A 24190-nucleotide genomic window follows, 5' to 3' on the forward strand; every position below is an offset into this window, starting at 1 on the left:
GGCACGGAACCCGACCGGTCAGGCCTGGTCGGCTCCGCCCGCCGGCAGGACCGACGCCGCCTCGTCCGAGGCGCCGGCGAGCACCTTTGCCTGCTGCGGCCAGGTGGCCAGGCCGGGCGCGGCCCGCAGGCCGGCGCCGCGGATGACCTCGCGCAGGCCCGACTCGTCCAACTCGGCCAGCTGCCGGTAGGTCCGGACCCCGGCGGCCTGCAGCGCGGCGGCCATCTTCGGGCCGACGCCCTGGATCCGGCGGAAGTCGTCGACCTCCACGGCGGCGGCGGCCACCGGGCGGACCGGTGGGGTGGCGACCGCGGGCCGCGGCGCCGGCGCGGCGGGCGTGGCCGGCTCGTCCGCGGTGCCTCCGGGCTCGGCGCCGGTCGCCTCCTCGGCGCCGGCGGTCGGCGCGGCGGCGGCGACGGGCTCGGGCGCGGTCTCGTCGTCGGTCCCGGCGTCCGGCGCGTCCACGCCGGCCGCCGGTGTGACGGGCACGGCGTCCCCGAGATCGGCCGGCTCGGCGCCGGCCGGGGCCGGCTCGGTCGTGGAGCTGCCAGGTACGGCGTCGACGGTCGCCGGCACGCCGCCGGCGGCGACGGGCTCCGGCTCGGCCGGCGTCAGCGGCTCGGCGGGCGTCACCGGCTCGGCCGCGGCCGGCTCGGCGCGCTCGGCCGCCGGGGCGGGACGCGGCGCGACCACCGGGGCCGGCTGCGGATCGCCGGTGAGCGCCAGGTCGGCCGGGTCGACGTCGGCCGCCGGGGCGGGCGCGGTGACTCTGTCGACCGGGGCCGGCTCGTCGGCGACCGCGGACGGCGCCGGGTCGACGGTCGCCGGCGCCGGTGCGGCGTCGGTGGTGGCCGCCGGTGCCGGGCTGGCCAGCACGACGGTGCCGGCGACCGGAGCGTCGTCCACGTCGGACGAACCGGTCTCGGACTTGCGCGCGTCCTGCCGGCCGCGCAGCCACCAGCCGGCCGCCAGGCCCAGGAGCAGGGCCAGTATCACTATCAGCGAGTGCCCGAAGGACAAAGCCACGGTAGACCTCCCTCTCACCTCGTCGGAAAAGTCGCGATAAAAACTCGCCGCAGCTTCGCATACGCGCGTCCGGCAGGACAGGGAGGAGGGGTTCGCCACGCTCGACGTGGGACGGGGCGGCACCGGCGGTGCGCGTCGGGCCACGGACCGTGGCGGATCCGCGACGGGCACGCCGACGACCCCGGCGCCCGTCGGGCGCCGGGGTCGGGTGGGGTACGGTCAGTCCTCCTCGCCCCGGTAGGTGTAGAAGTCGTCCACGAACTTGCGCCGTAGCCGGGGCACCCGGCTCGTGACGCCGAAGTAGCCGCGGGCGCCGAGCAGCGCGACCCGGCCGACGACCGGCTTGTACATGCGGTCGTCGCCGTTGGTGCCGCTGCGGTTCAGCGAGTCCGCGACCCGGGCGAACCCGTACGGGACCATCGCGGTCTCGTAGTCGGCGACCGCCTGCAGCAGCGTCTTGTCGCCGGCCGCCGCGAGCCGGATCTGGCGGCAGAGCAGGGCGGCGTCACGCAGCGCCGTGTTGGCGCCCACCCCGCGACCCGGGGTCATCGTGTGGATGGCGTCACCGAGCAGCGTGACGGTGCTGCTCTTCCACGGCGGGACCGGTTCGGAGGTGCTGACCCGGATGGGCAGTGCGCTGTCCGGGTCGCTGCGGGCGAACAGTTCGCGCAGGTGGGGATGCCAGTTCGAGGTGAGGTCCAGGGCGACCTGCACCAGGTCCTCGCCGCGGCGTTGCAGGACGTCCGCCGGGAACCGGCGGGCGGTGCTCCAGACGACCAGGTTGATGTTGTCCCGGGTCGGGTCGTGGGCCAGTCCCTTCCACCCGGAGAGCAGGTCGGCGTCGGCGTCGTCGACACCGGGCTTGAGCCGGCCGTCGGCATCCCACTTGAACTCCATGACGTGCAGCACGCCCATCATCCCGCCGACGCCGAAGATCAGCGAGATGCCGCGCTGCAGCCGCTCGGGCAGCAGCGAGCGGGTGTGGGGGGTGAGGGGGATGCGGGTGGCGATGTTGATGGTGCCGGCGTCCCGGGTCACCGCGTGCGGCAGGTACTGCCGGCGGACCGCGGAGTGTGTGCCGTCCGCGGCGACCAGCAGGTCGCCGGTGGCGCTGCTGCCGTCGGCAAAGTACGCGGTGACCGTGCCGTCGTCGCGCTGCTCGTACCGGGTGAAGGTCTTGTCGAAGTGCACCACGTCCGCCATGCCGGTGAGCAGGACCTGGCGGAGTGTCATCCGGGCCACCGACCGTTCGGTGTCGACCGGGTGGGTGTCCGGGCGCAGCTCGAACGACGCGGTCTGGCGCATCCGCTGAGTGATGATGTTGAACCAGCGGGGTGAGCGGGCGCAGGTGGCGAGGTAGATGGCGAACAGCTCCGGCGGCAGGCACTCCCGCAGCGCCCGGCTGCCGGTGGGGCCGATGCCGACCCGGTAGCCGAGCAGCCCGTCGGCGCGGGTGCGGTGCCGCTCGTAGACGGCGACGCTGAGCCCGGCCCGGCGCAGCCCGTGCGCCAGGCACATCCCGCCGGTGCCGGCGCCGATGATGAGGACGTGCGGCGGTCTGGCGGACATGGCGGCCCTCAGCCCGCCGCCCGCGGCGCCGGCGCGGACGCGGGGACAGCGTCCCAGCGGTAGAAGCAGCCGGCGATCGCGTCCCGAGGGGAGCGCCAGGTCGGCAGGTACGGCGACGTGTGCGCGGAGAGCCGCTCGTTGACCTGGCGGTAGAGCGGGTGGTTGCGGGCGGCGGCGAGCGTCTCCGGGTCGATCTCGGCGGTCTCCATCAGGTGTACGCACACGTCGTGGAGACAGTAGAGCGACCGGTGGGTGACCCCGGTCAGGCCGGGCAGTTCGGTCGCGTCGGACTCGGCGAAGATCTGCGCGACCCGGCCCTCCGCGCCGGGGACGATCCTGCTGACGATCAGTAGACGGCTCATGGGACCCCTTTCGCCGGTGGCCTCGGGGGGCCACGGGACTGCTGTGCCGCCCACCGTGCCGGCCGGACTGTCACCTGCCCGTCACGCGTTGCGTCGTGACGGTGACGCCGGGCGGGCCGGCCCGCCGGGGCCCCGGCCGGGATGGCCCGGGGCCCGGCGCGGGGTGGCGGTGGTGGTGTCCCGGGTGGCCCGCCGGATCGGGGCGAGGGTGTCGTCGAGCAGGGCGCACATCGCCGCGGACGGCTCCAGCCGCAGCTCCCGCAGGAGCAGGTCCCGGTAGACGTAGAAGGCGTGCACGGCTTCGAAGGCGTTGCCCTCGGCCAGGTGGATGCGCACCACCAGCCGGTGCGGTGTCTCGCGCAGCGGCTCGGCGGCCATCGCCTCCAGGGCGGCCTCCAGCGCCTCGCCGTGCCGGCCGGCGGCCAGGTGCTGCCCGGCCACCTGCTCCAGCATGTGCAGGCGCAGCTGCCGCAGCCGCTCCCGGTCCAGCAACACCCAGTCGTCGTACCAGCCGGGGAGCAGGTCGTGGCGGCCGGCGGCGAGGGCGCCGGCCGCGGTGCGCGGGTCGTCGCCGTCGCGCACCCGGGTAGCGGTGCCGGTGAGCTCGTCGACGTCGAGCCAGACCGCCGGGTCGAGCCGGACGGTGTCGGTGCTGACCGCCAGGGGGCAGCACGGGTCCTGCCGCAGCCGCCACAGGGCGGTGCGCAGCGACGACAGCGCCCGATCCTCTGGCGCGTCCGGCCACAGTAGACCGGCGAGTTGACTGCGGGTGGCGCCGGGACGCAGCCCGATCAGCGCGATCACCCGTTGCAGGCCGCGGGGCACCACGACCGGCGCGCCGCCCTGCAGCAGCCGGAAGCCGCCGAGCAGGTGCAGTGCGACGTGGCCGCCGGCCGGACGTCCGGACGTGTGCGTGGACGGTTCAGCGGCCACGGCGGCACCCCCCTGTGGAACGCTCGTCCCCGACTGTGCTGTTCCCGGCGCGGCTGTCCGCGACGTGTCGTCGCGTCGCCGACGGCGCGGCGTCGCGCCGGGACCGCCGGGCTGACCGTGACGAAGATTATCAATAGCGGTCACTGTGGGTCAACGGCGATGCGGGTGTGGTGATCGCTGCCGGATTACCGTGAGAAGGCCTCTGAACTGCGAATAATTGCCGCTGGGACGATCTGCCGATCAGCCGACGCATAGCCAGTACACAGCTTCCGTCAACGCAGCGTCACCATCGAACGTCGCGTGTGCATCGTCCACGGTGACGCCGCCGTGACGAGGAGCGCCGCATCGTGGCGGGAGTCGTCCGGCACCACCGTCTCTGCCGCCGGACACCGTGTGGGGAGGCCCGTCCATGGACCGATCGCTCATCGTCGCGAAGGTGGTCCCGACCGCCGAGGCGCAGGTCGCGGCGATCTTCGCCGAGTCCGACGCCACGGAACTGCCGCACCTGGCCGGGGTCCGGCACCGGTCGCTGTACCGGCTGCACGACGTCTACGTGCACCTGCTGGAGACCGAGCTGCCGGGAGAGGGGACGGTCGAGGCGGTACGGGGGCACCCGGAGTTCGCGCGGATCAGCGCGCGGCTGCGGCCGTACATCTCGCCGTACTCGCCGGACTGGCGCTCGCCGCGCGACGCGATGGCGCGCTGCTTCTACCGGTTCGACGCCCCGGCGCCGGTCGGGCGGCGGCCGTGACCGCCACCGCGCCCCGCGAGGAGCAGCTCTGGTCGCGTTGCGCCGGCTGCGCCACCCTGCTGTACCGCAAGCGGCTGCGCCGCAACCTGGACGTCTGCCCCGAGTGTGGGGTGCACGCCCGGCTCGGGGCGCCGGACCGGGTCCGTCAGCTGGTCGACCCCGGCTCGTTCCAGCCGCTGCCCGACCGGCCCGCCGACGTGGACCCGATCGGTTTCGTCGACGTCCTGCCGTACCCGCACCGGATCACCGCGGCCCGCGCCGGCACCGGCCTTCCCGAGGCGGTGCTCTGCGGCACCGCCACCCTCGGCGGGCACCCGGCCGCGCTCGCCGTGATGGACTTCCGCTTCCTCGGCGGCAGCCTGGGCTGTGCCGTCGGCGAGCTGATCACCCGCGCGGCCGAACGCGCGCTGGACGACCGGGTGCCGCTGATCCTGGTCACCGCCTCCGGCGGGGCGCGGATGCAGGAGGGCGCGCTGTCGCTGATGCAGATGGCCACGGTCAGCCAGGCCGTCGCCGCGCTGCGCGAGGCGGGGCTGCTCACCGTCAGCGTGCTCACCGACCCCACGTACGGCGGGGTGGCCGCCTCGTTCGCCACCAACACCGACGTGGTGGTGGCCGAGACCGGCGCCCGGATGGGGTTCGCCGGCCCCCGGGTGATCCGCCAGGTCACCGGCCGGGCGCTGCCGGACGGCTTCCAGACCGCCGACTTCCTGCTCCGGCACGGTCAGGTCGACATGGTGGTGCCCCGCCGCGCGCTGCGCGGGCGGCTGGTGGCGCTGCTCGCCGCCGCGCGGGCCGCCCGCCCGCCGGCGGCCCGCCCACCGGTGCCGCGCCGCCCGCCCGCGCCGGCGGGCGGCGCCCCCACGACGGCGAGCCCCTCCGACGGCGATCCGTGGACGACCGTTCGCCTCGCCCGGCATCCCGCTCGGCCGACCACCCTGGACTACCTGGAGACCGCGTTCGACGGCTTCGTCGAGCTGCACGGTGACCGGCTCGGCGGTGACTGTCCGGCGGTCGTCGGCGGGCTGGCCCTGCTCGACGGCCGGCCGGTCATGGTGATCGGCCACCAGAAGGGACACACGACCGCCGAACTGGTCGCCCGGAACTTCGGCATGGCCAGCCCGGCCGGGCACCGCAAGGCGCTGCGGCTGATGCGTCTCGCCGCGCGGCTCGGCCTGCCCGTGGTGACCCTGGTGGACACCCCGGGAGCCGACCCGGGCGTGGGCGCCGAGGAGCAGGGCCAGGCGGCGGCCATCGCGGAGAACATCCTCGCCCTGACCGTGCTGCCCACCCCGGTGATCGCGGTCGTCACCGGCGAGGGCGGCAGCGGCGGGGCGCTCGCCCTGGCGGTGGCGGACCGCGTGCTGATGCTGCAGCACGCCGTCTACTCGGTGATCAGCCCGGAGGGTTGCGCCGCGATCCTCTGGCCGAACCGGTCGGCTGCCCCGCAGGCGGCCCGAGCGCTGCGGTTGACCGCGCCGGACCTGCGCCGGCTCGGCGTCGTGGACGAGATCGTGCCGGAGCCCGTGGGCGCCGCGCACGACGACCCGGAGGCGGCAGCTCAGGCGCTGCGCGACGCGCTGCGGGACACCCTGGCGCCCCTGCGCGACGTGCCGCCCGCGACCCTGGTGCGGCTACGCCGCCAGCGGTTCCGGCGCTTCGGCGCGGCCCGCGCCGGCAGCCGGGCGGGTGCCCGGTGACCGCCGGCGCGACCCGCGCGCAGACGACCGCGCAGGACACCGACGCGGGCGACGGCCGGGACGGGCCCGACGCCGTGCTGGCCGGCCTGCGCCGGCACGCCCGGCACCTGGTGGCCGAACTCGCCGGCCCGGTGCGCCGGGTCCGGCTGCGCAGCGGCGACACCGTGCTGGAGGTGGAGTGGCACGAGGCGAGCGCCCCGGCCCGCGACACCGGCGACGTGCCACCGCCCGCGCCGGCGGGCGCGCCCGACCCGCCCGAACCGGAGGTGCGGACGGTGATCCGCTCACCCATCGTCGGCACCTTCTACCGCGCTCCGGAACCGGGCGCCGCCCCGTTCGTGGCCGTCGGCGACCTGGTCCGGCCCGGCCAGGTCGTCGCGATCGTCGAGGCCATGAAGCTGATGAACGAGGTGACCGCCGACCGAGGCGGCCGGGTCGCCGCCGTGCTGGCCGACGAGGGCCAGCCGGTCGAGTACGACCAGCCGCTGGTCGCCCTGGATCCGGCCTGAGGTGGTGCGGGATGTTCGAGAAGGTGCTGATCGCCAATCGGGGTGAGATCGCCCTGCGGGTGTTGCGGGCCTGCCGCGAACTCGGCATCCGCACGGCCGTGGTGTACTCGGCGGCGGACGCCGACTCGGCCGCGGTCCGCCTCGCCGACCAGGCCGTCCGGATCGGCCCGGCGGCCAGCCGGCGCAGCTATCTCAACGCCGCCGCGATCGTCGAGGCCGCCCGGCAGGTCGGCGCGCAGGCGGTGCACCCCGGCTACGGGTTCCTCTCCGAGGACGCCGACTTCGCCGAGATCTGCGCGGAGAACGGGCTGACCTTCGTCGGCCCGTCGCCCGCGGTGATGGCCGCGCTCGCCGACAAGTCCTCCGCACGGGCCCTGATGAGCCGGGCCGGCCTGCCGCTGCCGGCGGGCAGCGTCGAGCCCGTGCCGACGGTGGACGCGGCGGCCGAGGTGGCCGCCGGGATCGGCTACCCGGTGATCGTGAAGGCGGCCGCCGGCGGCGGTGGCCGGGGCATGACGGTGGTGTGGTCCCCGGGCGAGCTGCCGCGGGCGTACGCGAAGACCCGGGCCGCCGCCCAGGCCGTCTTCGGCGACGACCGGGTGTACGTCGAGCGGTACCTGACCGACGCCCGGCACGTCGAGGTACAGGTGCTCTGCGACGGGCACGGCAACGGCGTGCACCTGGGCACCCGCGACTGCTCGGTGCAGCGCCGGCACCAGAAGCTGGTCGAGGAGGCGCCCGCGCCGGCGCTGTCCGCCGGCACCCTGGACACGATCGCGGAGACCGCACTGCGCGGCGTCCTCCAGGTCGGCTTCACCGGCGCCGGCACGCTGGAGTTCCTCGTCGACGCCGACGAGCGGTTCCACTTCCTGGAGATCAACTGCCGGATCCAGGTGGAGCACCCGGTCACCGAGATGATCACCGGGATCGACCTGGTGCACGAGCAGCTGCACATCGCCGCCGGGGTGCCGCTGCGCTGGCGGCAGGACGAGATCCGCACGTACGGGGTGGCGGTCGAGTGCCGGGTCAACGTGGAGGACCCGGACCGGGACTTCGCGCCCACGCCCGGCCGGTTGGAGCGGTTCCTGCCCCCGGGCGGCCCGTTCACCCGGGTGGACACCCACGGCCGTCCCGGCTACGTCGTCGGCCCGCACTACGACTCGCTGCTGGCCAAGGTGGCGGTCTGGGCGCCGGACCGAGAGCTGGCGCTCAACCGGCTGGAACGCGCGCTCGACGAGTTCGAGGTGGCCGGGCCGGGCGTGCGGACCACCATTCCGTTCGTCCGGCGGGTCCTCGATGACGCCGGATTCCGCAAGGGCCGCTACACCACCGGGCTGGTCGACCGCCTGCTCGCCGCCGGCCCGCCGCTCCGGTCCAAGCCGGAGCCGACCACCCCGACCGCGGCGGAGCCGACCGTGCCGCGCCCGTCCGATCCCGAGCCGGCCACACCGGTGACCGCCGCCCGTCCGCCGGCCCCGGCCCCGGCCGGATCGTCCGCATGACACAGGAGGACCCGATGACCGTCACCCGAGGCCACCCGCTGGCCGCCGAGATCACCGACATCCTGGTGGCGCACTGCGGGCTGGACGCCGAGGCCGCCGCCACCGCGCCCGCCGCGTCCCTGGAGGAGCTCGGCCTGGACTCGCTCGCGCTGCTCGAACTGTCCGCGGTCGTCGCCGACCGCTGGCGGGTGCAGATCCCCGAGCAGGCCGCGCAGCTGAGCATCCCGGCCGTCGCCGACCTCGTCGCCCGGCGCTCCGAGCAGCCGGGGCACACCGAGAACGGCATCGTCATCGCCGCGCCGCTGCCGCTGGTCTGGAACATCACCAACGACGTGGCGAACTGGACCGAGCTGTTCACCGAGTACGCCGTGGTGGAGATCCTGCACCGGGAGGGCGACACGGTGCGGTTCCGGCTCACCATGCACCCCGACGAGAACGGCGTGTCGTGGAGCTGGGTGAGCGAGCGCACCGCCGACCCGACCGCCCGGGAGGTGCACGCGCACCGGGTGGAGACCGGGCCGTTCGAGTACATGCGGATCCACTGGCGGTACGCCGAGGAGCCCGACGGCACCCGGATGACCTGGGTGCAGGACTTCGCGATGAAGTCCACCGCGCCGGTCGACAACGCCGGCATGACCGACCGCATCAACGCCAACAGTGCGATCCAGCTCGCCGTCATCAAGGAGCGCATCGAGCGGCGGGTGCAGACCGGCGAGGTGGCCGCGGTCGGCGGCGCGACGGGAGCCGGCGATGAGTGAGCGGACCCTGCGGCTCGTCGCCGCCCGGGACGTAACCGCCGACCGGCGCCGCGGCGGCGAGCTGCGGGTGCTGCTCGGCCCGAAGACCGTCGGCAGCACCTCCGGCTTCCTGGGCGTGGCTGCCCTGCGGCCGGGCGAACGGATCGCCGAGCACTACCACCCGTACAGCGAGGAGTTCCTCTACGTGACCCGGGGTGAGATCACCGTGGACCTGGACGACCAGCCGGTGCCGCTGGGCGCCGGCGAGGCGCTGTTCGTGCCGGTCAACGTCCGGCACCGGCTGCGCAACACCGGCGACGAGCCGGCCGAGGTGGTGTTCCACCTCGGACCGCTGGCGCCCCGCCCGGAACTCGGCCACGTCGACACCGAACTGGTCGAGCAGCGGGGCGCGTCGTGAGCGCGAGGAGTGAGCCGGGGTTGCGCGCCCCGCAGTCGCGAACCGAGGTGGCGCCGTGACCGGGCGCCGCACCGTGGTGACCGGGATCGGCGTGGTCGCGCCGGGCGGCGCCACCCGGGACCGGTTCTGGAAGTCGATCACCGAGGGGCGGACGGCGACCCGGCGGATCACCTTCTTCGACCCGTCGCCGTTCCGGTCCCGCATCGCCGCGGAGTGCGACTTCAACCCGGTCGCCGCCGGGCTCACCGAGGCCGAGCGGCGGCGGGCCGACCGGTACGTGCAGTTCGCGCTCGCGTGCGCCGACGAGGCGGTCGCCGACGCCGGCCTGACGCTCACCGACGACGAGCGGGACCGGACCGGGGTGGTCCTCGGCACCGCGGTGGGCGGCACCATGGCGTTGGAGCAGCAGTACGTCGAGGTCAGCGAGGCCGGCCGGCGCTGGCTGGTCGACCCGGCCCGCGGCGGCCCCTACCTCTACCAGGCGCTGGTGCCCAGCAGCCTGGCCGCCGACGTGGCCTGCCGGCACGGGCTGCACGGCCCCGCCCAGGTCGTCTCCACCGGCTGCACCTCCGGCATCGACGCGATCGGGTACGCCCACCAGCTGATCGCCGACGGCGAGGCGGACGTGGTGCTCGCCGGCGCCGCGGACTCACCGATCTCACCGGTCACCGTCGCCTCCTTCGACGCCATCAAGGCGACCAGCCCGGACAACGACGACCCGGCGCACGCCTCCCGGCCGTTCGACGCCGACCGGCACGGTTTCGTCCTCGCCGAGGGCGCGGCCGTGCTGGTGCTGGAGGAGGCCGGGCACGCCCGGCGGCGCGGCGCGCATGTCTACTGCGAGGTCGCCGGGTACGCCAGCCACAGCAACGGCTACCACATGACCGGGCTGCGCCCGGACGGGGTGGAGATGGCCCTGGCCATCGGCGCGGCGCTGCGGCAGGCCCGGCTCGCCCCGGAGCACGTCTCCTACATCAGCGCGCACGGCTCCGGCACGCGGCAGAACGACCGGCACGAGACCGCCGCGTTCAAGCGGGCCCTCGGCGACGCCGCGTACCGGGTGCCGGTCAGCTCGATCAAGTCGATGGTCGGGCACTCGCTCGGCGCGATCGGCTCGATCGAGATGGCGGCCTGCGCGCTGGCGATCGAGTTCGGTGTGGTGCCGCCGACCGCCAACTGGACCACCCGGGACCCGGAGTGCGACCTGGACTACGTGCCGAACGAGGCGCGCGAGCTGCCCGTCGACGTGGCGCTGTCGGTGGGCAGCGGGTTCGGCGGCTTCCAGTCCGCGATGGTCTTCCGCCGGCTCCCCGGGACGGTGGCCGCGTGACCCCCGCCTGGACTCGCCGCGACGTCGCGCTGACCGCCCGCGCCGGTGTCGCGCTGACCGCCCGCGGCCGTGTCGCGCTGACCGCCCGGACCCGCGGCCGGGCGGCGGTGCCGCGGTGACCGCGCGGGCGGTGGTCACCGGCATCGGGGTGGTCGCCCCGAGCGGCATCGGCGCGCCGGCACACTGGAGCACCGTGCTGTCCGGCACCCGGCGCATCGGGCCGATCACCCTGTTCGACCCGGCCGGCTACCCGACCCGGTTCGGCGGCGAGGTGACCGGCTTCGATGCCACCGGGTGGGCGGACAGCCGCCAGCTCGTGCAGACCGACCGGTGGACGCACCTCGGCTTCGCCGCCACCCGGCTGGCGCTGGCCGACGCCGGGTTGCCGGAGAAGGCGGCCGACCCGTACGGCTACGCGGTCACCCTGGCCAGCTCGTCCGGCGGCAACCTGTTCGGGCAGCGGGAGCTGCAACGGCTCTGGGGTGGGCCCACGCGCACCGTCGGGGCGTACCAGTCGATCGCCTGGTTCTACGCCGCCAGCGTCGGCCAGCTCTCCATCCACCATCAGTTCAAGGGGCCGTGCGGGGTGCTGGTCAGCGAGGCGGCCGGCGGGCTGGACAGCCTCGCGCACGCGGTCCGCTCCGTGCGCCGCGGCACCCCGGTGGTGATCGCCGGCGGGACCGAGAGCCCGCTGAGCCCGTACGCCCTGGCTTGCCAGCTGCGCTCCGGCCTGCTCAGCGACGTGGCCGACGCGCAGCGGGCGTACCAGCCGTTCGACGCCGCGGCGAGCGGCTACCTTCCGGCCGAGGGCGGCGCGGTCTTCGTGGTGGAGGAGCTGGGGCACGCGCTGTCGCGGGGCGCGCGGGTCTACGGCGAGGTCGTCGGCTGGGGGGCCACCCACGACGCGGCGCACACCGGCCCCGACAGCGCCGGCGACCCGGCCCAGTACGCCCGGGCGATGCGGCTGGCCCTGCGGCGGGCCGGTGTCGGGCCGGACGCGGTGGACGTGGTGCTGCCCGACGCGCTCGGCGTGCCCCGCTACGACCGCGCCGAGGCCGCCGCGCTGCGGGCGGTGTTCGGCGAACGGCCGCCGCCGGTGAGCACCGCGAAACCGTTGACCGGTCGGGCCCACCAGGGCGGGGCGGCGCTGGACGTGGCCACCGCGCTGCTCGCCTTCCGGCACGACACGCTGCCCGCCTCGGCCGGTCCGGACGACGTGGCCGACGGGTGTGAGCTGGACTTCCTGCGCGAGCATCGGCGACCCCGCAACCGGGTGGCGCTGGTCTGCGCGCGGGGGTTCGACGGTTTCAACAGCGCGCTGGTGCTGCGCGGCGCGGCGCCCACGAGGGAGGACGACCATGACTGACGGACTGCGGGCGCGGGTGGTGTTCCTGGTCCGGGTGCCGGCCGACCGCACCGGAGCGTTCCTGGCCGCGTACGAGGCGGTGCGGCACCTCGTGGCCGGTGGGGTGCCGGGTCACCTGGTGGATCAGGTGTGCCGGTCGTCGGCCGACCCGGAGCAGTGGCTGATCACCAGCGAGTGGGCGAGCCTCGCCGACTTCGAGGCGTGGGAGCGCAGCCCGGAGCACCGGGACCTGGTCCGGCCGATGCGGGAGTGCTTCACCGACGCCCGCTCGCTGCGCTTCCACATCCACGCCCAGACCCCGACGCCGGCCTGACACGGCAACCGGCACCAACCTTCGCGTGGCCCGCCCGCCTGGTCCGCCGCCGCGGTCTTGGGATCGCGGCGGCGGACCAGCTCGGGTGGTGCGGGTCTCAGCGGGAGACGGTCTCCGCTGCCCGGTCGACCCAACCGTGCACGCTGACGACAAGGTGGACCGTGCCGCTGCTGACGTTGAGAATGCGGATCTTGCCGGGGGAACCGATGGTCGGTCCACCCGGGAAGGCTCGGGGGCTCGGGCCGACCTTGGTGAACACCGTCGTGGTGCGAGCCGGCTGGCCGGCGGCGAAGTTGGCCACCGACGGGTTGTAGACGATCGGCCCATCCTTCGTGTACCCGAAGGGACGGTCGACGGGCTCGACGGTGAGGTAGCCGCTCGTGGTCGGGCCGACGACCGTCACCGAGATGACGGCTCCCTCCATGGCGTCCAGCGGGATGCCGTTGGCACCGCTGAGCTGGACGAACAGCTCGCCCCTGGCCTTGACGGCGGCGCCGCCGTTGGCCCGCGTGTCGATCACCTGAACGGGCGTGATCGCGCGCAAGCCGGGTGCCTGAGCGCTGGCGGCGGCGACGTAACCCTGCAGGCTGATCACCAGGTGGACTGCCGGCCCCCTGTTGACGATGGTGACCTTGCCGTCGGCGGAGAGCTTCACGGCGATGCCCTGTGAGGTGACCCCGCTGACGTAGTCCAGAACGCTGCCGTTGTCGACGGCACCGCCGGCCGGGTAGGCGGCCAGGTATCCCCCACCGGTGGCGCCGACCACGGCGACATCGAGCAGTGCGCTGGTGGCGCCCGCCGGGATGACCCCGCCGGTCAGGGTGAGGGTGCGGGTTCCGTTGGTCGGTACGGTGCCGGCCGTGGTGCCGGTCCCGTCCCGGGTGTCCACCACTCGGGTGTGGGGCACCATGACGACCCCGCCGCCGGAGGCGGCGACGTAGCCGTGCACGTCGATCTTGGCGTGGGTGCTGCCGGCGTGGTTGTAGAGCGTGAAGTTGCCGGTCGGGCCGACCCGCACCAGCAGGGTGGTGGAGATGGTCTCCCCGGTGGACGCGTTGACGGAAGAGGTGGCTGGTCGGGTGCTGCCCTCCGGGTACACGGTGAGGTAGGTGTTCGCCGTCGGACTGATGGTCGTCACGTCCACCAGCACCGCCTTGACACCAGTGGCCGGGACACCGGCGACGCCGAGCACGGGGAAGGACATGGTGCTGCCGCCGGGGCGCACACCGCCGGTGGTCCGGGTGTCCAGCAGGGTGCCGCGCTGGGACAGCGCGACGTAGCCGTCGCCGGTGCTCTCGGTGATCCACGCGCCCAGGTCGTCGACCCGGGTCTCGACGGCCGTCCGCCGGGTCTCGGTCTCGCTGAGGCAGCCACCCTGCCAGGCCCGGTCGTGCACGGCGACCAGGCGGGGTGTGCCGGCGACGTCGCGCAGCAGCGGCCCGCCCGCGTCGCCCTTGCAGAGGCTGGCGCCGCTGGCGCTGCCATCGATGGCCACCGCCTCGGCGGTGACACTCTGGACGGTGAACGTGCCGGCGTGCAGCTTGTCGGGCACCCACTCCGTCGCGCTGCGGCCGAAGCCGACCGCCCGCAGCTCCTCGGCCGCCGTGGCGGCGGCGCCGAGGGCCACCGGCTGGACGTCGGTCACCCGGCGCTCCAACTGCGCGACGGCGACGTTGCGGGTCGGGTGGGGGAGCACCGTGGTGACGGCGAGGGTGTGCCCGCCGGTGGCGGCGAGGTCGGTCTTGCCGAGGGCGACCGTGGTGGCGTGGGCCGGCGGACCGGCGGTGACGGTTTCGCCGGCCGCCGCGAAGCAGCTCTTGGCGGTGATGATCCAGTCCTGGTCGATCAGGGCGCCGGAGCAACCACGTACGTCGTTGCGCAGGCTCGCGGTGAACAGGTGCGTGCCGTCCGGCACCGGCGTGACCCCGCTGATCGCCCGGGCGTCCACGCCACTGATCATGCTCGCGCCGATGGCGGCGAGGGCCAGCACTGACACCGTCCGGAGACGGTTCCGGGTGTGACGCATGTTCCTCATCTCGTGTCAGCTCAATCCGGAACCGTCGCCTGCGGGGCGACGGCGCCGGTCGTCCGCACGGCGCGGCAGCTGCCACGCCGTCCGGGCGGACGCCCGATGGCACGCCGAATCCCCGTCACACCGGTGGCTGCCGGTGTGGGTCGAACTCATCGGCCTGCTGGTGGTCCCTCCGTCGTCAGCCCCCCGTGAGGCCCTGGAGATCGCCCGTCGGGGTAGACGGTAGTGGATGGATCGGCGCCGTGGGGGGCGCCGGCGGAGCGATGGCCGAGCAGTGGTCCGTCCACATCGGACAAAAGCGGAACGGCTGGCCGGAGGCGGCTGCGCATGACGCGGCGGCCCGCTCTCAGCGGTCGGGCCCACCGGCGTGACGGACCGTCACGGTGGACCGGCGCGGCGGCCGTCCGGGCTCAGCGGCCCAGGGAGACCTCGGCGAGGTAGACGCACGTGCGGTCCTCGTGGGAGGAGTAGTAGCTCACCCAGAGCAGGCCGTCGTGCCAGACCAGCCCGGGATAGCTGGTGTCGCCGCCGGAGGGGAGGGTGACCAGCTCGGTCAGCTCGCCCCGCTCCACGTCGACCGCGCACACCGCGGTGCGTACGCGGCCGTCGTGCAGGCGTACGCCGGCCACCAGCCGGCCGTCCGGCAGCCGCAGCAGGGCCGGGCCGCCCACCTGGACGCCCAGGTCGGTCCACTGCCAGTCCCGGTACGGGGGGCGCGCCCGGCCGAGCTGCGCGGTCGCGGTGTCCCGGTCCCGGCGCAGCAGGCAGACGGCGGTGCCGTCCGGTTCGAAGGTCAGCCCCGACTCGTTCGGGTAGCCCTCGGTGAACAGGGTCTCCACCACCGGGTGCAGGTCGACGCCGTCGCCGCTGCGGTAGAGCCGCACGAACCGCGGCTCCCGGGTGGCGTAGCCGAGGGCGTACATCGCGCCGGCGTGCCAGGCAGCGCGCCACACCCAGACATGCGGCTCGCCGATCGGCGTCAGATCACCCCAGCGGTGCCCGTCGGGGGAGAGCCAGGCGACGGTCCGGAACGTCTTCGTCGCCTCGCCGGTCACGGCGGCGGCGTACAGGTGCAGCCGGCCGTCCGGTCGGGACACGAAGCGCGGGTCCCGCAGGTCGGTGCCGTCCCGGCGGAGTACCGCCGCCGTGGTCCAGGAGTGGCCGTCCGCGGAGGTGAGCACCCGGATCACCCCGTCGCCGGAGACGTGGGACGTGCCCTCCCGGAACGCGCAGAACCAGCCGTCGCCGTGCCGGACCAGGTCGGTGAACGCGCTGTGCGGCGCGCTGTCACCGATCCGGCGCACCGTCGTGACCTGGGCTTGGGTGGTGCGGCCGATCGGTGGCGGGGTCATGCGCGGCGGCCTCCTGGGGCGTCCGGTCCGGCCGACCACGCTAGGACCTCCGGCGTACGTCCGGGCGGCCCGGCGGCGAACAGCCGGCGAACTTCCGGGGCCGCCGGCCGGCCGGGTCGCCGTCCCACCGGCGCGCTGACCAGCGGGTCCGCGCGAGCCCGGCGCGGTCCACCACGAACGGGCGCCCGCCGGCGGTGGCGCCGGTAGGGTCGGGCGGCGGAGAGGTGGTGTCGGTGGCGTACCAGGTGGCGGTCTGCGGGCCGGCGGTCGCGACGGACGCGGACCTGGCGCACGCCCGCCGGGTGGGCGAGCTGCTCGCCGAGCGCGGCGCCACCGTCCTCTGCGGAGGCGGCGGCGGGGTGATGGCCGCGGTCGCCGCCGGCGCCCGGTCCCGCAGCGGCCTGGTCGTCGGCGTACGCCCCGACGACGGCTCCGCGCCCGGCCCGGCCGCCGAGGTGTCCGTGACGATCCGCAGCAACCTGGGCCAGGCCCGCAACGCTGTCCTGGTGTGGAGCGCCGACGCGGTCATCGCGGTCGGCGGCTCCTGGGGCACCCTCAGCGAGGTGGCGCTGGCGATGCGGCACGGCGGCATCCCGGTGGTGCTGCTCGGCGGATGGCGGGTCGTCGATGCGCAGGGTGCTCCCGTCGACGGGCCGGTGCCCGTGACCACCGCCGAGGACGCCGTCCGGGCAGCGCTGTCGGGTTGACGTCCACCGGCGGCCGCCCGGTCACTCCGCCGGTGTGGTTTCCTGTGCCCGGTACGCGGCGGCGAGGCTCTTCGGCGCCCGGTCGTACCACGCCTCGACCATCAGCTCGGTCAGCTCCGGCAGCGCGATCCGGTCCAGCCGGACCAGCACGGCCGGGTAGCCGTCGAAGTGCGGGGTGGTGAAGTAGACGGCCGGGTCGTCGGCGAGCAGCGCCTCCTTGGCGCCGAGGTCGGGCACCCGGGCGCCGAGGACCGGCCCGTCCGGCGCGGCGTCGCCGAGCGCGGCGAGGTCGGCCTTGCGCAGCGGCCGTTCCCAGACGAACGGCTTGTCGCGCACCCGCCAGGCCGGCAGGCCGTCGTACGACCCGCGCTCGGTCGTCTCCGGCAGGGTCGCGGCGATCCGGCGGACGTCCTCCCAGCTGGCCATCGCCCCAGGGTACGGCCTTCCGGGCGTCAGCGGGACACCGTCGGGTCGGCCAGCACCCGGCCGAGGGTGCGCCGCGCGTCGGCCGCCTTCGCCGGGTCCGGGTCGTCGAGCGTGATCAGCGCCTTCCACAGTGCCCACCCCCGCCCCCGCGCCCAGGTCGCCGCGTCCACGGCGAGGGCCTCCCGGAACGCCGCCCGGCTGCGACCGCGCAGCAGCGTCCACGCGATGACCACGTCACACGCCGGGTCGCCGACGCCGGAGCAGCCGAAGTCGATGACCGCGGCCAGCCGCCCCTCGCGGATCAGCAGGTTGCCGACCGCGACGTCGCCGTGGAACCAGACGGGCGGGCCGGCGACGGTCGCGTCGAGGGCGGCGGACCAGATCGCGGTGACCGTGTCGACCGGGATCTGGTCGCCGAGCCGGTCGACCGCCCGGCGGGTGTCCTCGTCATACGTGCTCAGGGGCGCCCCGCGCCACGCGCTGTGCCGGCCGGGCACCGGGCCGCCGGCCGGGTCGATCCGCTGGAGCGCGGCGAGGAAGCCGGCGAGGTCGACCGCGGAACCCGGTCAGGTCCGTGATCCGGTCGGGGTGGGCCGTCCGCCCCTCGATCCAGCCGTAGACCGACCACGGGAACGGAAAGTCCTCGTCCGGCTCGCCCTCGGCCAGCGGGGTGGGCACCGCCAGCGGGAGCCGGGGCGCCAGCACCGGCAGCCACCGCTGCTCCTTGGCCACCTGCAGCGCGTACCCCTCGGCGCTGGGCAGCCGCACGGTCATCGCGTCGCCCAGATGGAAGGTGCGGTTGTCCCAGCCGCCGATCTCGACCGGGCGTACCGGCAGGTGTGCCCAGCGCGGGAACTGAGCGGCGACGAGCCGGCGCACCAGCGCCGCGTCGATCCGGTCGGCGACCGCGACCGGAACCGGTCGCGGCGTGCGACTGTCCTCCACCGGTCCGAGGCTGACGGGGCGACGCCGGGACGGCAACTGCTTTACCGAGGCGGCGGGCGGCCGGAAGCGGGCGGCGGGCGGCCGGCAGGTCGATTGACGCCCCACGGCGGCGGCGGCTAATTTCCTGGCGCCGAACCTGCCGGAGGGAGCCACCGATGGCCGAGCCGATCGTGACCGACCTGCCGGCCGTCGCGCCGCCGGTGTGCCTGGCCGACTTCGCCGAGCGGGCTCGGGCGGTGCTTCCGTCGGACGTGTGGGACTACGTCGCGGGGGGCAGCGGCAGCGAGGTCACCCTGGCGGCGAACCGGGCGGCACTGGACCGGGTCGCGGTGCTGCCCCGGATGCTGCGCGGCGTGGAGGTGCCGGACCTGACCACCCGACTGCTCGGCCGGCGGTACGCGATGCCGGTGGGCGTGGCGCCGATCGCCTACCAGCGGCTGGTGCACCCCGACGGGGAGCTGGCGCTGGCCGCGGCCGCCGGTGCCGCGGGCGTGCCGTACCTCGCCAGCACGCTGGGCAGCACACCGATCGAGGAGGTCGCGGCCACCGGCGCCGAGGTCTGGTTCCAGCTGTACTGGCTACGGGATCGGGCGCTCGTGCTCGACCTGCTCGCCCGCGTGCGGGACGCGGGCTGCCGGGCGTTGGTGGTCACCGTGGACGTGCCGGTGCTGGGCCGGCGGTTGCGGGACCTGCGCAACGCGTTCCGGCTTCCGACGGAGGTGACCGCCGCGAACCTGCCCCACGGTCGGAACGACCTGGCGCACGGCGGCACGCCCGGGGTGTCCCCGGTGCCGGCGCAGTCGGGCGTCGCCTTCGCGCCGGCGCTGCGCTGGGCCGATCTGGCCTGGCTGCGGGAACGGATCGACCTGCCGCTCGTGGTCAAGGGTGTGCTCGACCCGCGGGACGCCCGGGACGCGGTGGGGATCGGCGCGGACGCGGTGGTGGTCTCCAACCACGGCGGGCGCCAGCTCGACGGGGCGCCGGCGAGCGTCACCATGCTGTCCGAGGTGGTCGACGCGGTCGGTGACCGGTGCGAGGTGCTGCTCGACAGCGGGATCCGCGGCGGCACGGACGTGCTGCGGGCGCTCGCGCTCGGTGCCGCCGGCGTGCTGGTGGGGCGGCCGCTGCTCTGGGCGCTCGCCGCCGGCGGCCGGTCCGCCGCCGAGAGCGCATTGGCGCTGCTCGCCGGCGAGCTGCGCGACGCGCTGGCCCTGGCCGGCTGCGCGGACGTGGCCGCGGCGCGCGACCTGCGCACCGTCGTCGCCGGCTGACCGGCCCGGCGGGAGCCGGCGCCGTGACGCGACACATCGCGTTCACCCCGTGGCAAAGCGCGACCACCAGCGTTTCGGTGTCCTGGATGGACGGTCATAATGGGCCGCATGGTTGCCTGGGAGTACGCCTTGCTCGTCCGCCGCTATCAGGGGCAGGGCCGCAATTTCCACGTCTCGTTCGTCTGGTATGGCCCCGACGGGTCCCGCAAGGACATCACGGCGTACGGCGACACGGCGATCTCGCACCTCAACCGGGTCGGCCGGGACGGCTGGGAGCTGGTCTCCGCGGCGGAGGACGTGAACAACGTGCAGGGCAGCACCGAGGTGCACCGCTACCACCTGAAGCGCCCCGTCGCCTGACCCGCGCGCCCGAGCGCACCCGGCCCGGTCCGCGCCACGACCTGCGGGTACCTCGCCCGGCACACCGAGCGGCCGAGCGCCGTTCACCCGGCGTTGTTGCTACCGTTACCTCCCGCTGCCGCCTCCGGCGCGCGGTGGGAGGGGGAGCGGTGGGCGAATTCGGGACCGGACGCCGATACGTGGTCGGGGTGGACTTCGGCACGCTCTCCGGCCGGGCCCTGGTGGTGGACGTCTCCGACGGGGCCCCACTGGGTGAGGCCGTGCACCCCTACCGGCACGGGGTCATCAGCGGGCAGCTGCCCGACGGCACGCCGCTGCCCCCCGAGTGGGCGTTGCAGGACCCGGCGGACCACCGCGAGGTGCTGCGGGTGGCCGTCCCCGCGGCGCTGCGGTCCGCCGGCGTACGCCCGCAGGACGCCGTCGGCATCGGCGTCGACGCCACCTCCTGCACGGTGCTGCCCACCCGCGCCGACGGCACCCCGCTCTGCGAGCTGCCCGGGCTGGCCGGGCGTCCGCACGCGTACCCGAAGCTGTGGAAGCACCACGCCGCGCAGAAGCAGGCCGAGCGGATCAACGCCCTGGCCACCGAGCGGGGTGAGAGCTGGCTGGCCCGCTACGGCGGCCGGGTCTCCGCCGAGTGGCAGCTGGCCAAGGCCCTTGAGCTGCTGGAGGAGGACCCGGAGCTGTTCGACCGCGCGGAGCGGTGGATCGAGGCGACCGACTGGATCGTCTGGCAGCTCTGCGGCCGGGAGACCCGCAACGTGTCGGCCGCCGGCTACAAGGGGCTGCGCCAGGACGGCCGGTACCCGTCGGCGGACTTCCTGCGCGCGCTGCACCCGCGGCTGGACGGGCTGCTGGCCCGCGTCGACGGGCCGCTCGCCGCGCTGGGCACCCGGGCCGGCGGGCTGACCGCCGAGGCGGCCCGACGGACCGGCCTGCCGCCGGGCACGCCGGTCGCGGTCGGCGCGATCGACGCGCACGTCACCGCCGCGGCCGCCCGGTCGGTCGCGCCGGGGCGGATGCTCGCCGTGCTCGGCACCTCCACCTGCCTGATCATGAACGCGGACGCGTACCACGAGGTGCCCGGCGTGTGCGGCGCGGTCGAGGGCGGCGTGACCACCGGCAGTTGGGGCTACGAGGCCGGGCAGAGCGGGGTGGGGGACATCTTCGCCTGGTACGTGACGCACGCGCTGCCGGCCGCGTACGCCGCCGAGGCGCAGCGCCGCGGCGAGAGCCCGTACCAGCTGCTGGACCGGCTCGCCGCCGACCAGCCGGTGGGCGGGCACGGGCTGCTCGCGCTGGACTGGCACAGCGGCAACCGGTCGGTGCTGATGGACCACGAGCTGAGCGGGGTGCTGCTCGGGCTGACGCTGGCCACCCGGCCGGAGGAGATCTGGCGGGCGTTGCTGGAGGCCACCGCGTTCGGCGCGCGGACGGTGGTCGAGGCGTTCACCGCGTCCGGCGTCGCCGTCGACGAGCTGAGCGTGGCCGGCGGGCTCACCGACAACCGACTGCTCCTACGGATCTACGCCGACGTGCTGAACCGCCCGCTGCACGTCGTCGACTCGGCGCACCCGGCGGCGCTGGGGGCGGCGATCCACGCGGCCGCGGCCGGTGGGGCGTACCCGGACGTGTCGGCGGCCTCGGCCGCGATGGGCGCCGCCCGGCGGGAGACCTGGCGGCCCGACCCGGCCCGGGCGGCCGCCTACGACGCGCTGTACGCCGAGTACCGGCGGCTGCACGACCACTTCGGCCGGGGCGGCACCGACGTCCTGCACCGCCTGCGCGCCATCCGCAACCGCGCCCTCTCGGCCTGACCAACTCCGGTGATCAAGAGGTTCGCGTCACCCAGTCGGCCGACCGGTGACGCGAACCTCTTGATCGACAAGCGGGGGTCGGCCGTCAGGTCAGGTCGACGGACCCGTAGAGCGGGAAGCCGGTCAGCAGCTCCGCCGCCTGCCGGCTGACCTTGTCGGCGACCGCCGGGTCGAGCACGTACTTCGCCTTCGACGGGGTGCCGTCGGCGTTGGCGCCCGGCGTGGTCTGGCTGAGCACGGTGTGGATCAGCTCGGCGGTCTGGTCCATCTCGGCGGTGCCGAGACCGCGGGTGGTCAGCGCCGGCGTGCCGATCCGGATGCCGGACGTGTACCAGGCGCCGTTCGGGTCCTGCGGGACGGAGTTGCGGTTGGTGACGATGCCGGAGTCCAGCAACGCCTGCTCGGCCTGCCGACCGGTGAGCCCGTACGAGGTGACGTCGATGATCGCCAGGTGGTTGTCGGTGCCACCGGTGACCAGCGTGGCGCCGCGGCGCAGCAGCCCCTCGGCGAGCGCCTGGGCGTTGGCCACGATCCGAGACGCGTAGTCGGCGAAGTCCGGCCGGCGGGCCTCGGCGAGCGCGACGGCCTTGGCGGCCATCACGTGCGGCAGCGGGCCGCCGAGGACCATCGGGCAGCCCCGGTCGACCTGGTCGGCCAGCTCGGGCTGGCAGAGCACCATGCCGCCGCGCGGCCCGCGCAGCGACTTGTGGGTGGTGGTGGTGACGATGTGCGCGTGCGGCACCGGGTCGAAGTCACCGGTGAAGACCTTGCCGGCGACCAGCCCGGCGAAGTGCGCCATGTCGACCATGAAGGTCGCGCCGACCGAGTCGGCGATCTCGCGCATGATCCGGAAGTTGACCTTCCGGGGGTACGCGGAGTAGCCGGCGACGAGGATCAGCGGCTTGAACTCGCGGGCCGCCTCGGCCACCCGGTCGTAGTCGATCAGCCCGGTGGCCGGGTCGGTGCCGTAGCTGCGCTGGTCGAACATCTTGCCGGAGATGTTCGGCCGGAAGCCGTGGGTGAGGTGGCCGCCGGCGTCGAGCGACATGCCGAGCATCCGCTGGTTGCCCAGCTCGCGGCGCAGCGCGAACCAGTCGGCCTCGGTGAGGTCGTTGACCTGGCGGACCTGGGCCTTCTTCAGCGCCGGCGACTCCACCCGGTCGGCCAGGATCGCCCAGAACGCCACCAGGTTGGCGTCGATGCCGGAGTGCGGCTGCACGTACGCGTGCGCGGCGCCGAACAGCTCCCGCGCGTGCTCGGCGGCGAGCGCCTCCACGGTGTCGACGTTCTGGCAGCCGGCGTAGAAGCGGCGGCCGACGGTGCCCTCGGCGTACTTGTCGCTGAACCAGTTCCCCATCGCCAGCAGGGTGGCCGGGGAGGCGTAGTTCTCGCTCGCGATCAACTTGAGCGACTCGCGCTGGTCGGCCAACTCCGCCCCGATGGCGTCGGCCACCCTCGGCTCGACGGCGCGGATCACCTCGAGCGCGCTGCGGAAGGCGGTGGATTCGGCGTTCGGCGACGACATGCGAGACCTCCTACTGACGTACGGAAGGCCCAGGCGCTCGGCATGCGTCCTCATGACGGGACCGCTCCCCGATGGTTCTCCATCCCCACGCGCCAGTCACGGCCCGATCCGATCCTACCGAATCGACCACCGCCACCCCGGGGACCCGGCCACCAGGGCGCCGGCGGGTTACGCCGTCGCCTCGTCGCCGGCGGACCGGCCGGCGGTCCACCCCTTACCACCCGTATCACGCCGGGCGTCCGGTTCACCGAGTGTGACGGTCGCAGCTCTCGCACCCCCAGCCCGCCGTGATCTTGGTACGGCTCCTCGGATCAGGTACCGTCCCCTCTCACACCCTTTGCACAACGCTGGATTGCCCGTACGGGGGCTGAATCGGAGGGACGCAGCGTGACTTTCCATCGCGCAGCCCGCAAGGCAGGACTCGTCGTCGCCATCGCCGCGCTCGCACTGGGCGCCGCCGGATGCGCCAAGAAGGACGAGGGCGAGGTCCAGGCGGGCGGGGTCAAGCTCGTCGAGAAGGGCAAGCTGACCGTCTGCACCCACCTTCCGTACGCGCCGTTCCAGTCCAAGGACACCGGCGGCAAGGTCGTCGGGTTCGACGTCGACGTGATGGACCTGGTCGCCAAGGAGCTGGGCGTCGAGCAGACGATCGTCGACACCCCGTTCGAGGGGATCAAGTCCGGGCAGGACCTGAACACCGGCAAGTGCGACGCGGCCGCCGCCGGCATGACGATCACCGAGGAACGGCAGAAGGTCATGAACTTCTCCGACTCCTACTTCGACGCCACCCAGGCGCTGCTGGTGAAGACCGGCAAGACCTACAAGTCGCTCGACGACCTCAAGGGCAAGAAGCTCGGCGTCCAGGCGTCGACCACCGGCCGTGACTACGCCAAGAAGTTCGAGCAGGAGAAGGGCCTCCAGCTCGTCGAGTTCGAGGATCTCGCCGCCCTGCAGCAGGCCCTCGCCAACGGTCAGATCGAGGCCGCGATCAACGACCTGCCGGTCTGGACCGAGTACATCAAGGAGAACCCGGGCGGGTTCGAGGTGACCGCGGAGTTCGACACCGGCGAGCAGTACGGGTTCTCGGTGAAGAAGGACAGCAACCCGGAGCTGCTCAAGAAGATCAACGAGGTGCTGGCCAAGGCGAAGCAGGACGGCACGTACGACAAGATCTACGAGAAGTGGATCGGCAAGCAGCCGGCCAAGTGATCGACAGTTGTGGTCGGAGGGCGCGCGCGG

At 74.7% G+C, this 24190-nt stretch carries 25 protein-coding genes and 1 riboswitch; of the genes, 15 read left to right on the plus strand and 10 right to left on the minus strand.

The genetic code is table 11. From position 1 onward, the window contains the following. Window positions 1–18: 18 nt before the first annotated feature. The 4 genes from O7603_RS02185 to O7603_RS02200 form a co-directional block, all read right to left on the minus strand. Window positions 19–1026 (minus strand): hypothetical protein, encoded by a 1008-nt coding sequence (locus O7603_RS02185; protein WP_281573983.1) that lies wholly within the window; start codon window positions 1024–1026, stop codon window positions 19–21. Window positions 1027–1245: 219 nt separating this feature from the next. Beyond that, complete coding sequence (locus tag O7603_RS02190; protein WP_281573984.1) at window positions 1246–2595, minus strand: NAD(P)/FAD-dependent oxidoreductase; 1350 nt, start codon at window positions 2593–2595, stop codon at window positions 1246–1248. An 8-nt stretch (window positions 2596–2603) separates the two neighbouring features. Then, the gene (locus tag O7603_RS02195; protein ID WP_281573985.1) at window positions 2604–2957 is read right to left on the minus strand and encodes a TcmI family type II polyketide cyclase; all 354 of its coding nucleotides are present in this window, start codon (window positions 2955–2957) and stop codon (window positions 2604–2606) included. Between the two features lie 81 nt (window positions 2958–3038). Then, the gene (locus tag O7603_RS02200) at window positions 3039–3890 is read right to left on the minus strand and encodes a BTAD domain-containing putative transcriptional regulator (RefSeq protein ID WP_281573986.1); all 852 of its coding nucleotides are present in this window, start codon (window positions 3888–3890) and stop codon (window positions 3039–3041) included. Between the two features lie 409 nt (window positions 3891–4299). Between O7603_RS02200 and O7603_RS02205 the strand changes: the two genes are divergently transcribed. The 10 genes from O7603_RS02205 (at window position 4300) to O7603_RS02250 (ending at window position 12516) form a co-directional block, all read left to right on the plus strand. Continuing rightward, window positions 4300–4641 carry a TcmI family type II polyketide cyclase gene (locus O7603_RS02205; RefSeq protein ID WP_281573987.1) on the plus strand — a complete coding sequence of 114 codons (342 nt, stop codon included), beginning with the start codon at window positions 4300–4302 and terminating at the stop codon, window positions 4639–4641. Next, the gene (locus O7603_RS02210; RefSeq protein ID WP_281573988.1) at window positions 4638–6341 is read left to right on the plus strand and encodes an acetyl-CoA carboxylase carboxyltransferase subunit alpha; all 1704 of its coding nucleotides are present in this window, start codon (window positions 4638–4640) and stop codon (window positions 6339–6341) included. The genes O7603_RS02205 and O7603_RS02210 overlap by 4 nt, the downstream gene beginning before the upstream one ends. Before the next feature lie 74 nt (window positions 6342–6415). After that, window positions 6416–6850 (plus strand): acetyl-CoA carboxylase biotin carboxyl carrier protein, encoded by a 435-nt coding sequence (gene accB, locus O7603_RS02215; protein ID WP_281576577.1) that lies wholly within the window; start codon window positions 6416–6418, stop codon window positions 6848–6850. A gap of 11 nt (window positions 6851–6861) precedes the next feature. After that, window positions 6862–8352 carry an acetyl-CoA carboxylase biotin carboxylase subunit gene (locus tag O7603_RS02220; RefSeq protein ID WP_281573989.1) on the plus strand — a complete coding sequence of 497 codons (1491 nt, stop codon included), beginning with the start codon at window positions 6862–6864 and terminating at the stop codon, window positions 8350–8352. Window positions 8353–8366: 14 nt separating this feature from the next. Next, a complete protein-coding gene (locus O7603_RS02225; RefSeq protein ID WP_281573990.1) occupies window positions 8367–9110 on the plus strand; it encodes an SRPBCC family protein in 744 nt (247 codons plus the stop codon). Then, window positions 9103–9507, plus strand: a complete 405-nt coding sequence (locus tag O7603_RS02230) for a cupin domain-containing protein (RefSeq protein ID WP_281573991.1) — start codon at window positions 9103–9105, stop codon at window positions 9505–9507. The genes O7603_RS02225 and O7603_RS02230 overlap by 8 nt, the downstream gene beginning before the upstream one ends. A 55-nt stretch (window positions 9508–9562) precedes the next feature. Continuing rightward, complete coding sequence (locus O7603_RS02235) at window positions 9563–10837, plus strand: beta-ketoacyl-[acyl-carrier-protein] synthase family protein (RefSeq protein WP_281573992.1); 1275 nt, start codon at window positions 9563–9565, stop codon at window positions 10835–10837. After that, complete coding sequence (locus tag O7603_RS02240; RefSeq protein WP_281573993.1) at window positions 10834–10956, plus strand: hypothetical protein; 123 nt, start codon at window positions 10834–10836, stop codon at window positions 10954–10956. Before O7603_RS02235 ends, O7603_RS02240 begins: the two co-directional genes overlap by 4 nt. Beyond that, complete coding sequence (locus tag O7603_RS02245; RefSeq protein WP_281573994.1) at window positions 10953–12203, plus strand: beta-ketoacyl synthase N-terminal-like domain-containing protein; 1251 nt, start codon at window positions 10953–10955, stop codon at window positions 12201–12203. Before O7603_RS02240 ends, O7603_RS02245 begins: the two co-directional genes overlap by 4 nt. Continuing rightward, on the plus strand, window positions 12196–12516 hold the full coding sequence (locus tag O7603_RS02250) for an antibiotic biosynthesis monooxygenase family protein (protein ID WP_281573995.1): 321 nt from the start codon (window positions 12196–12198) through the stop codon (window positions 12514–12516). The genes O7603_RS02245 and O7603_RS02250 overlap by 8 nt, the downstream gene beginning before the upstream one ends. Window positions 12517–12613: 97 nt before the next feature. On the opposite strand, the gene O7603_RS02255 is transcribed toward O7603_RS02250, so the two are convergent. Continuing rightward, complete coding sequence (locus tag O7603_RS02255; protein WP_281573996.1) at window positions 12614–14542, minus strand: S1 family peptidase; 1929 nt, start codon at window positions 14540–14542, stop codon at window positions 12614–12616. A 416-nt stretch (window positions 14543–14958) separates the two neighbouring features. Next, window positions 14959–15900, minus strand: a complete 942-nt coding sequence (locus O7603_RS02260) for an exo-alpha-sialidase (protein ID WP_281573997.1) — start codon at window positions 15898–15900, stop codon at window positions 14959–14961. A 233-nt stretch (window positions 15901–16133) separates the two neighbouring features. On the opposite strand from O7603_RS02260, the gene O7603_RS02265 reads away from it, so the two are divergent. Then, window positions 16134–16607 carry a dethiobiotin synthetase gene (locus O7603_RS02265; RefSeq protein WP_281573998.1) on the plus strand — a complete coding sequence of 158 codons (474 nt, stop codon included), beginning with the start codon at window positions 16134–16136 and terminating at the stop codon, window positions 16605–16607. A gap of 21 nt (window positions 16608–16628) precedes the next feature. On the opposite strand, the gene O7603_RS02270 is transcribed toward O7603_RS02265, so the two are convergent. The 3 genes from O7603_RS02270 to O7603_RS33010 are packed head-to-tail and all read right to left on the minus strand — an operon-like array spanning window position 16629 to window position 17978. After that, window positions 16629–17033: an MmcQ/YjbR family DNA-binding protein gene (locus O7603_RS02270; RefSeq protein ID WP_281573999.1), complete on the minus strand. Its 405-nt coding sequence runs from the start codon at window positions 17031–17033 to the stop codon at window positions 16629–16631. A gap of 26 nt (window positions 17034–17059) precedes the next feature. Further along, entirely contained in the window at window positions 17060–17530 is a 471-nt protein-coding gene (locus O7603_RS33005; RefSeq protein ID WP_348651049.1) for a phosphotransferase, read from the minus strand. After that, complete coding sequence (locus O7603_RS33010) at window positions 17481–17978, minus strand: phosphotransferase (RefSeq protein WP_348651050.1); 498 nt, start codon at window positions 17976–17978, stop codon at window positions 17481–17483. The genes O7603_RS33005 and O7603_RS33010 overlap by 50 nt, the downstream gene beginning before the upstream one ends. A 155-nt stretch (window positions 17979–18133) precedes the next feature. Here O7603_RS33010 and O7603_RS02280 point away from each other — a divergent pair, with 155 nt between their 5' ends. The 3 genes from O7603_RS02280 (at window position 18134) to O7603_RS02290 (ending at window position 21426) form a co-directional block, all read left to right on the plus strand. Further along, on the plus strand, window positions 18134–19249 hold the full coding sequence (locus tag O7603_RS02280; RefSeq protein WP_281574000.1) for an alpha-hydroxy acid oxidase: 1116 nt from the start codon (window positions 18134–18136) through the stop codon (window positions 19247–19249). A 99-nt stretch (window positions 19250–19348) separates the two neighbouring features. After that, a complete protein-coding gene (locus O7603_RS02285) occupies window positions 19349–19609 on the plus strand; it encodes a hypothetical protein (protein ID WP_281574001.1) in 261 nt (86 codons plus the stop codon). 149 nt (window positions 19610–19758) lie between these two features. Beyond that, window positions 19759–21426 (plus strand): ribulokinase, encoded by a 1668-nt coding sequence (locus tag O7603_RS02290; protein WP_281574002.1) that lies wholly within the window; start codon window positions 19759–19761, stop codon window positions 21424–21426. Window positions 21427–21511: 85 nt separating this feature from the next. Here O7603_RS02290 and O7603_RS02295 read toward each other — a convergent pair whose 3' ends face one another. Then, window positions 21512–22951, minus strand: a complete 1440-nt coding sequence (locus O7603_RS02295) for a glycine hydroxymethyltransferase (RefSeq protein WP_281574003.1) — start codon at window positions 22949–22951, stop codon at window positions 21512–21514. A 20-nt stretch (window positions 22952–22971) separates the two neighbouring features. Beyond that, window positions 22972–23061, minus strand: a riboswitch (ZMP/ZTP riboswitch). Between the two features lie 277 nt (window positions 23062–23338). Between O7603_RS02295 and O7603_RS02300 the strand changes: the two genes are divergently transcribed. Then, on the plus strand, window positions 23339–24160 hold the full coding sequence (locus tag O7603_RS02300; RefSeq protein ID WP_281574004.1) for a basic amino acid ABC transporter substrate-binding protein: 822 nt from the start codon (window positions 23339–23341) through the stop codon (window positions 24158–24160). Window positions 24161–24190: the final 30 nt, after the last annotated feature.

This window comes from Micromonospora sp. WMMD812 (assembly GCF_027497215.1).
GTDB lineage: Bacteria > Actinomycetota > Actinomycetes > Mycobacteriales > Micromonosporaceae > Micromonospora.

Coding starts and splice junctions, on each gene's coding strand:
- O7603_RS02220 (WP_281573989.1), top strand. CDS start 6,862: ATGTTCGAGAAGGTGCTGATCGCCAATCGGGGTGAGATCGCCCTGCGG.
- O7603_RS02225 (WP_281573990.1), top strand. CDS start 8,367: ATGACCGTCACCCGAGGCCACCCGCTGGCCGCCGAGATCACCGACATC.
- O7603_RS02280 (WP_281574000.1), top strand. CDS start 18,134: ATGGCCGAGCCGATCGTGACCGACCTGCCGGCCGTCGCGCCGCCGGTG.
- O7603_RS02230 (WP_281573991.1), top strand. CDS start 9,103: ATGAGTGAGCGGACCCTGCGGCTCGTCGCCGCCCGGGACGTAACCGCC.
- O7603_RS02205 (WP_281573987.1), top strand. CDS start 4,300: ATGGACCGATCGCTCATCGTCGCGAAGGTGGTCCCGACCGCCGAGGCG.
- O7603_RS02285 (WP_281574001.1), top strand. CDS start 19,349: ATGGGCCGCATGGTTGCCTGGGAGTACGCCTTGCTCGTCCGCCGCTAT.
- O7603_RS02250 (WP_281573995.1), top strand. CDS start 12,196: ATGACTGACGGACTGCGGGCGCGGGTGGTGTTCCTGGTCCGGGTGCCG.
- O7603_RS02195 (WP_281573985.1), bottom strand. CDS start 2,957: ATGAGCCGTCTACTGATCGTCAGCAGGATCGTCCCCGGCGCGGAGGGC.
- O7603_RS02260 (WP_281573997.1), bottom strand. CDS start 15,900: ATGACCCCGCCACCGATCGGCCGCACCACCCAAGCCCAGGTCACGACG.
- O7603_RS02295 (WP_281574003.1), bottom strand. CDS start 22,951: ATGTCGTCGCCGAACGCCGAATCCACCGCCTTCCGCAGCGCGCTCGAG.
- O7603_RS02255 (WP_281573996.1), bottom strand. CDS start 14,542: ATGCGTCACACCCGGAACCGTCTCCGGACGGTGTCAGTGCTGGCCCTC.
- O7603_RS02190 (WP_281573984.1), bottom strand. CDS start 2,595: ATGTCCGCCAGACCGCCGCACGTCCTCATCATCGGCGCCGGCACCGGC.
- O7603_RS02270 (WP_281573999.1), bottom strand. CDS start 17,033: ATGGCCAGCTGGGAGGACGTCCGCCGGATCGCCGCGACCCTGCCGGAG.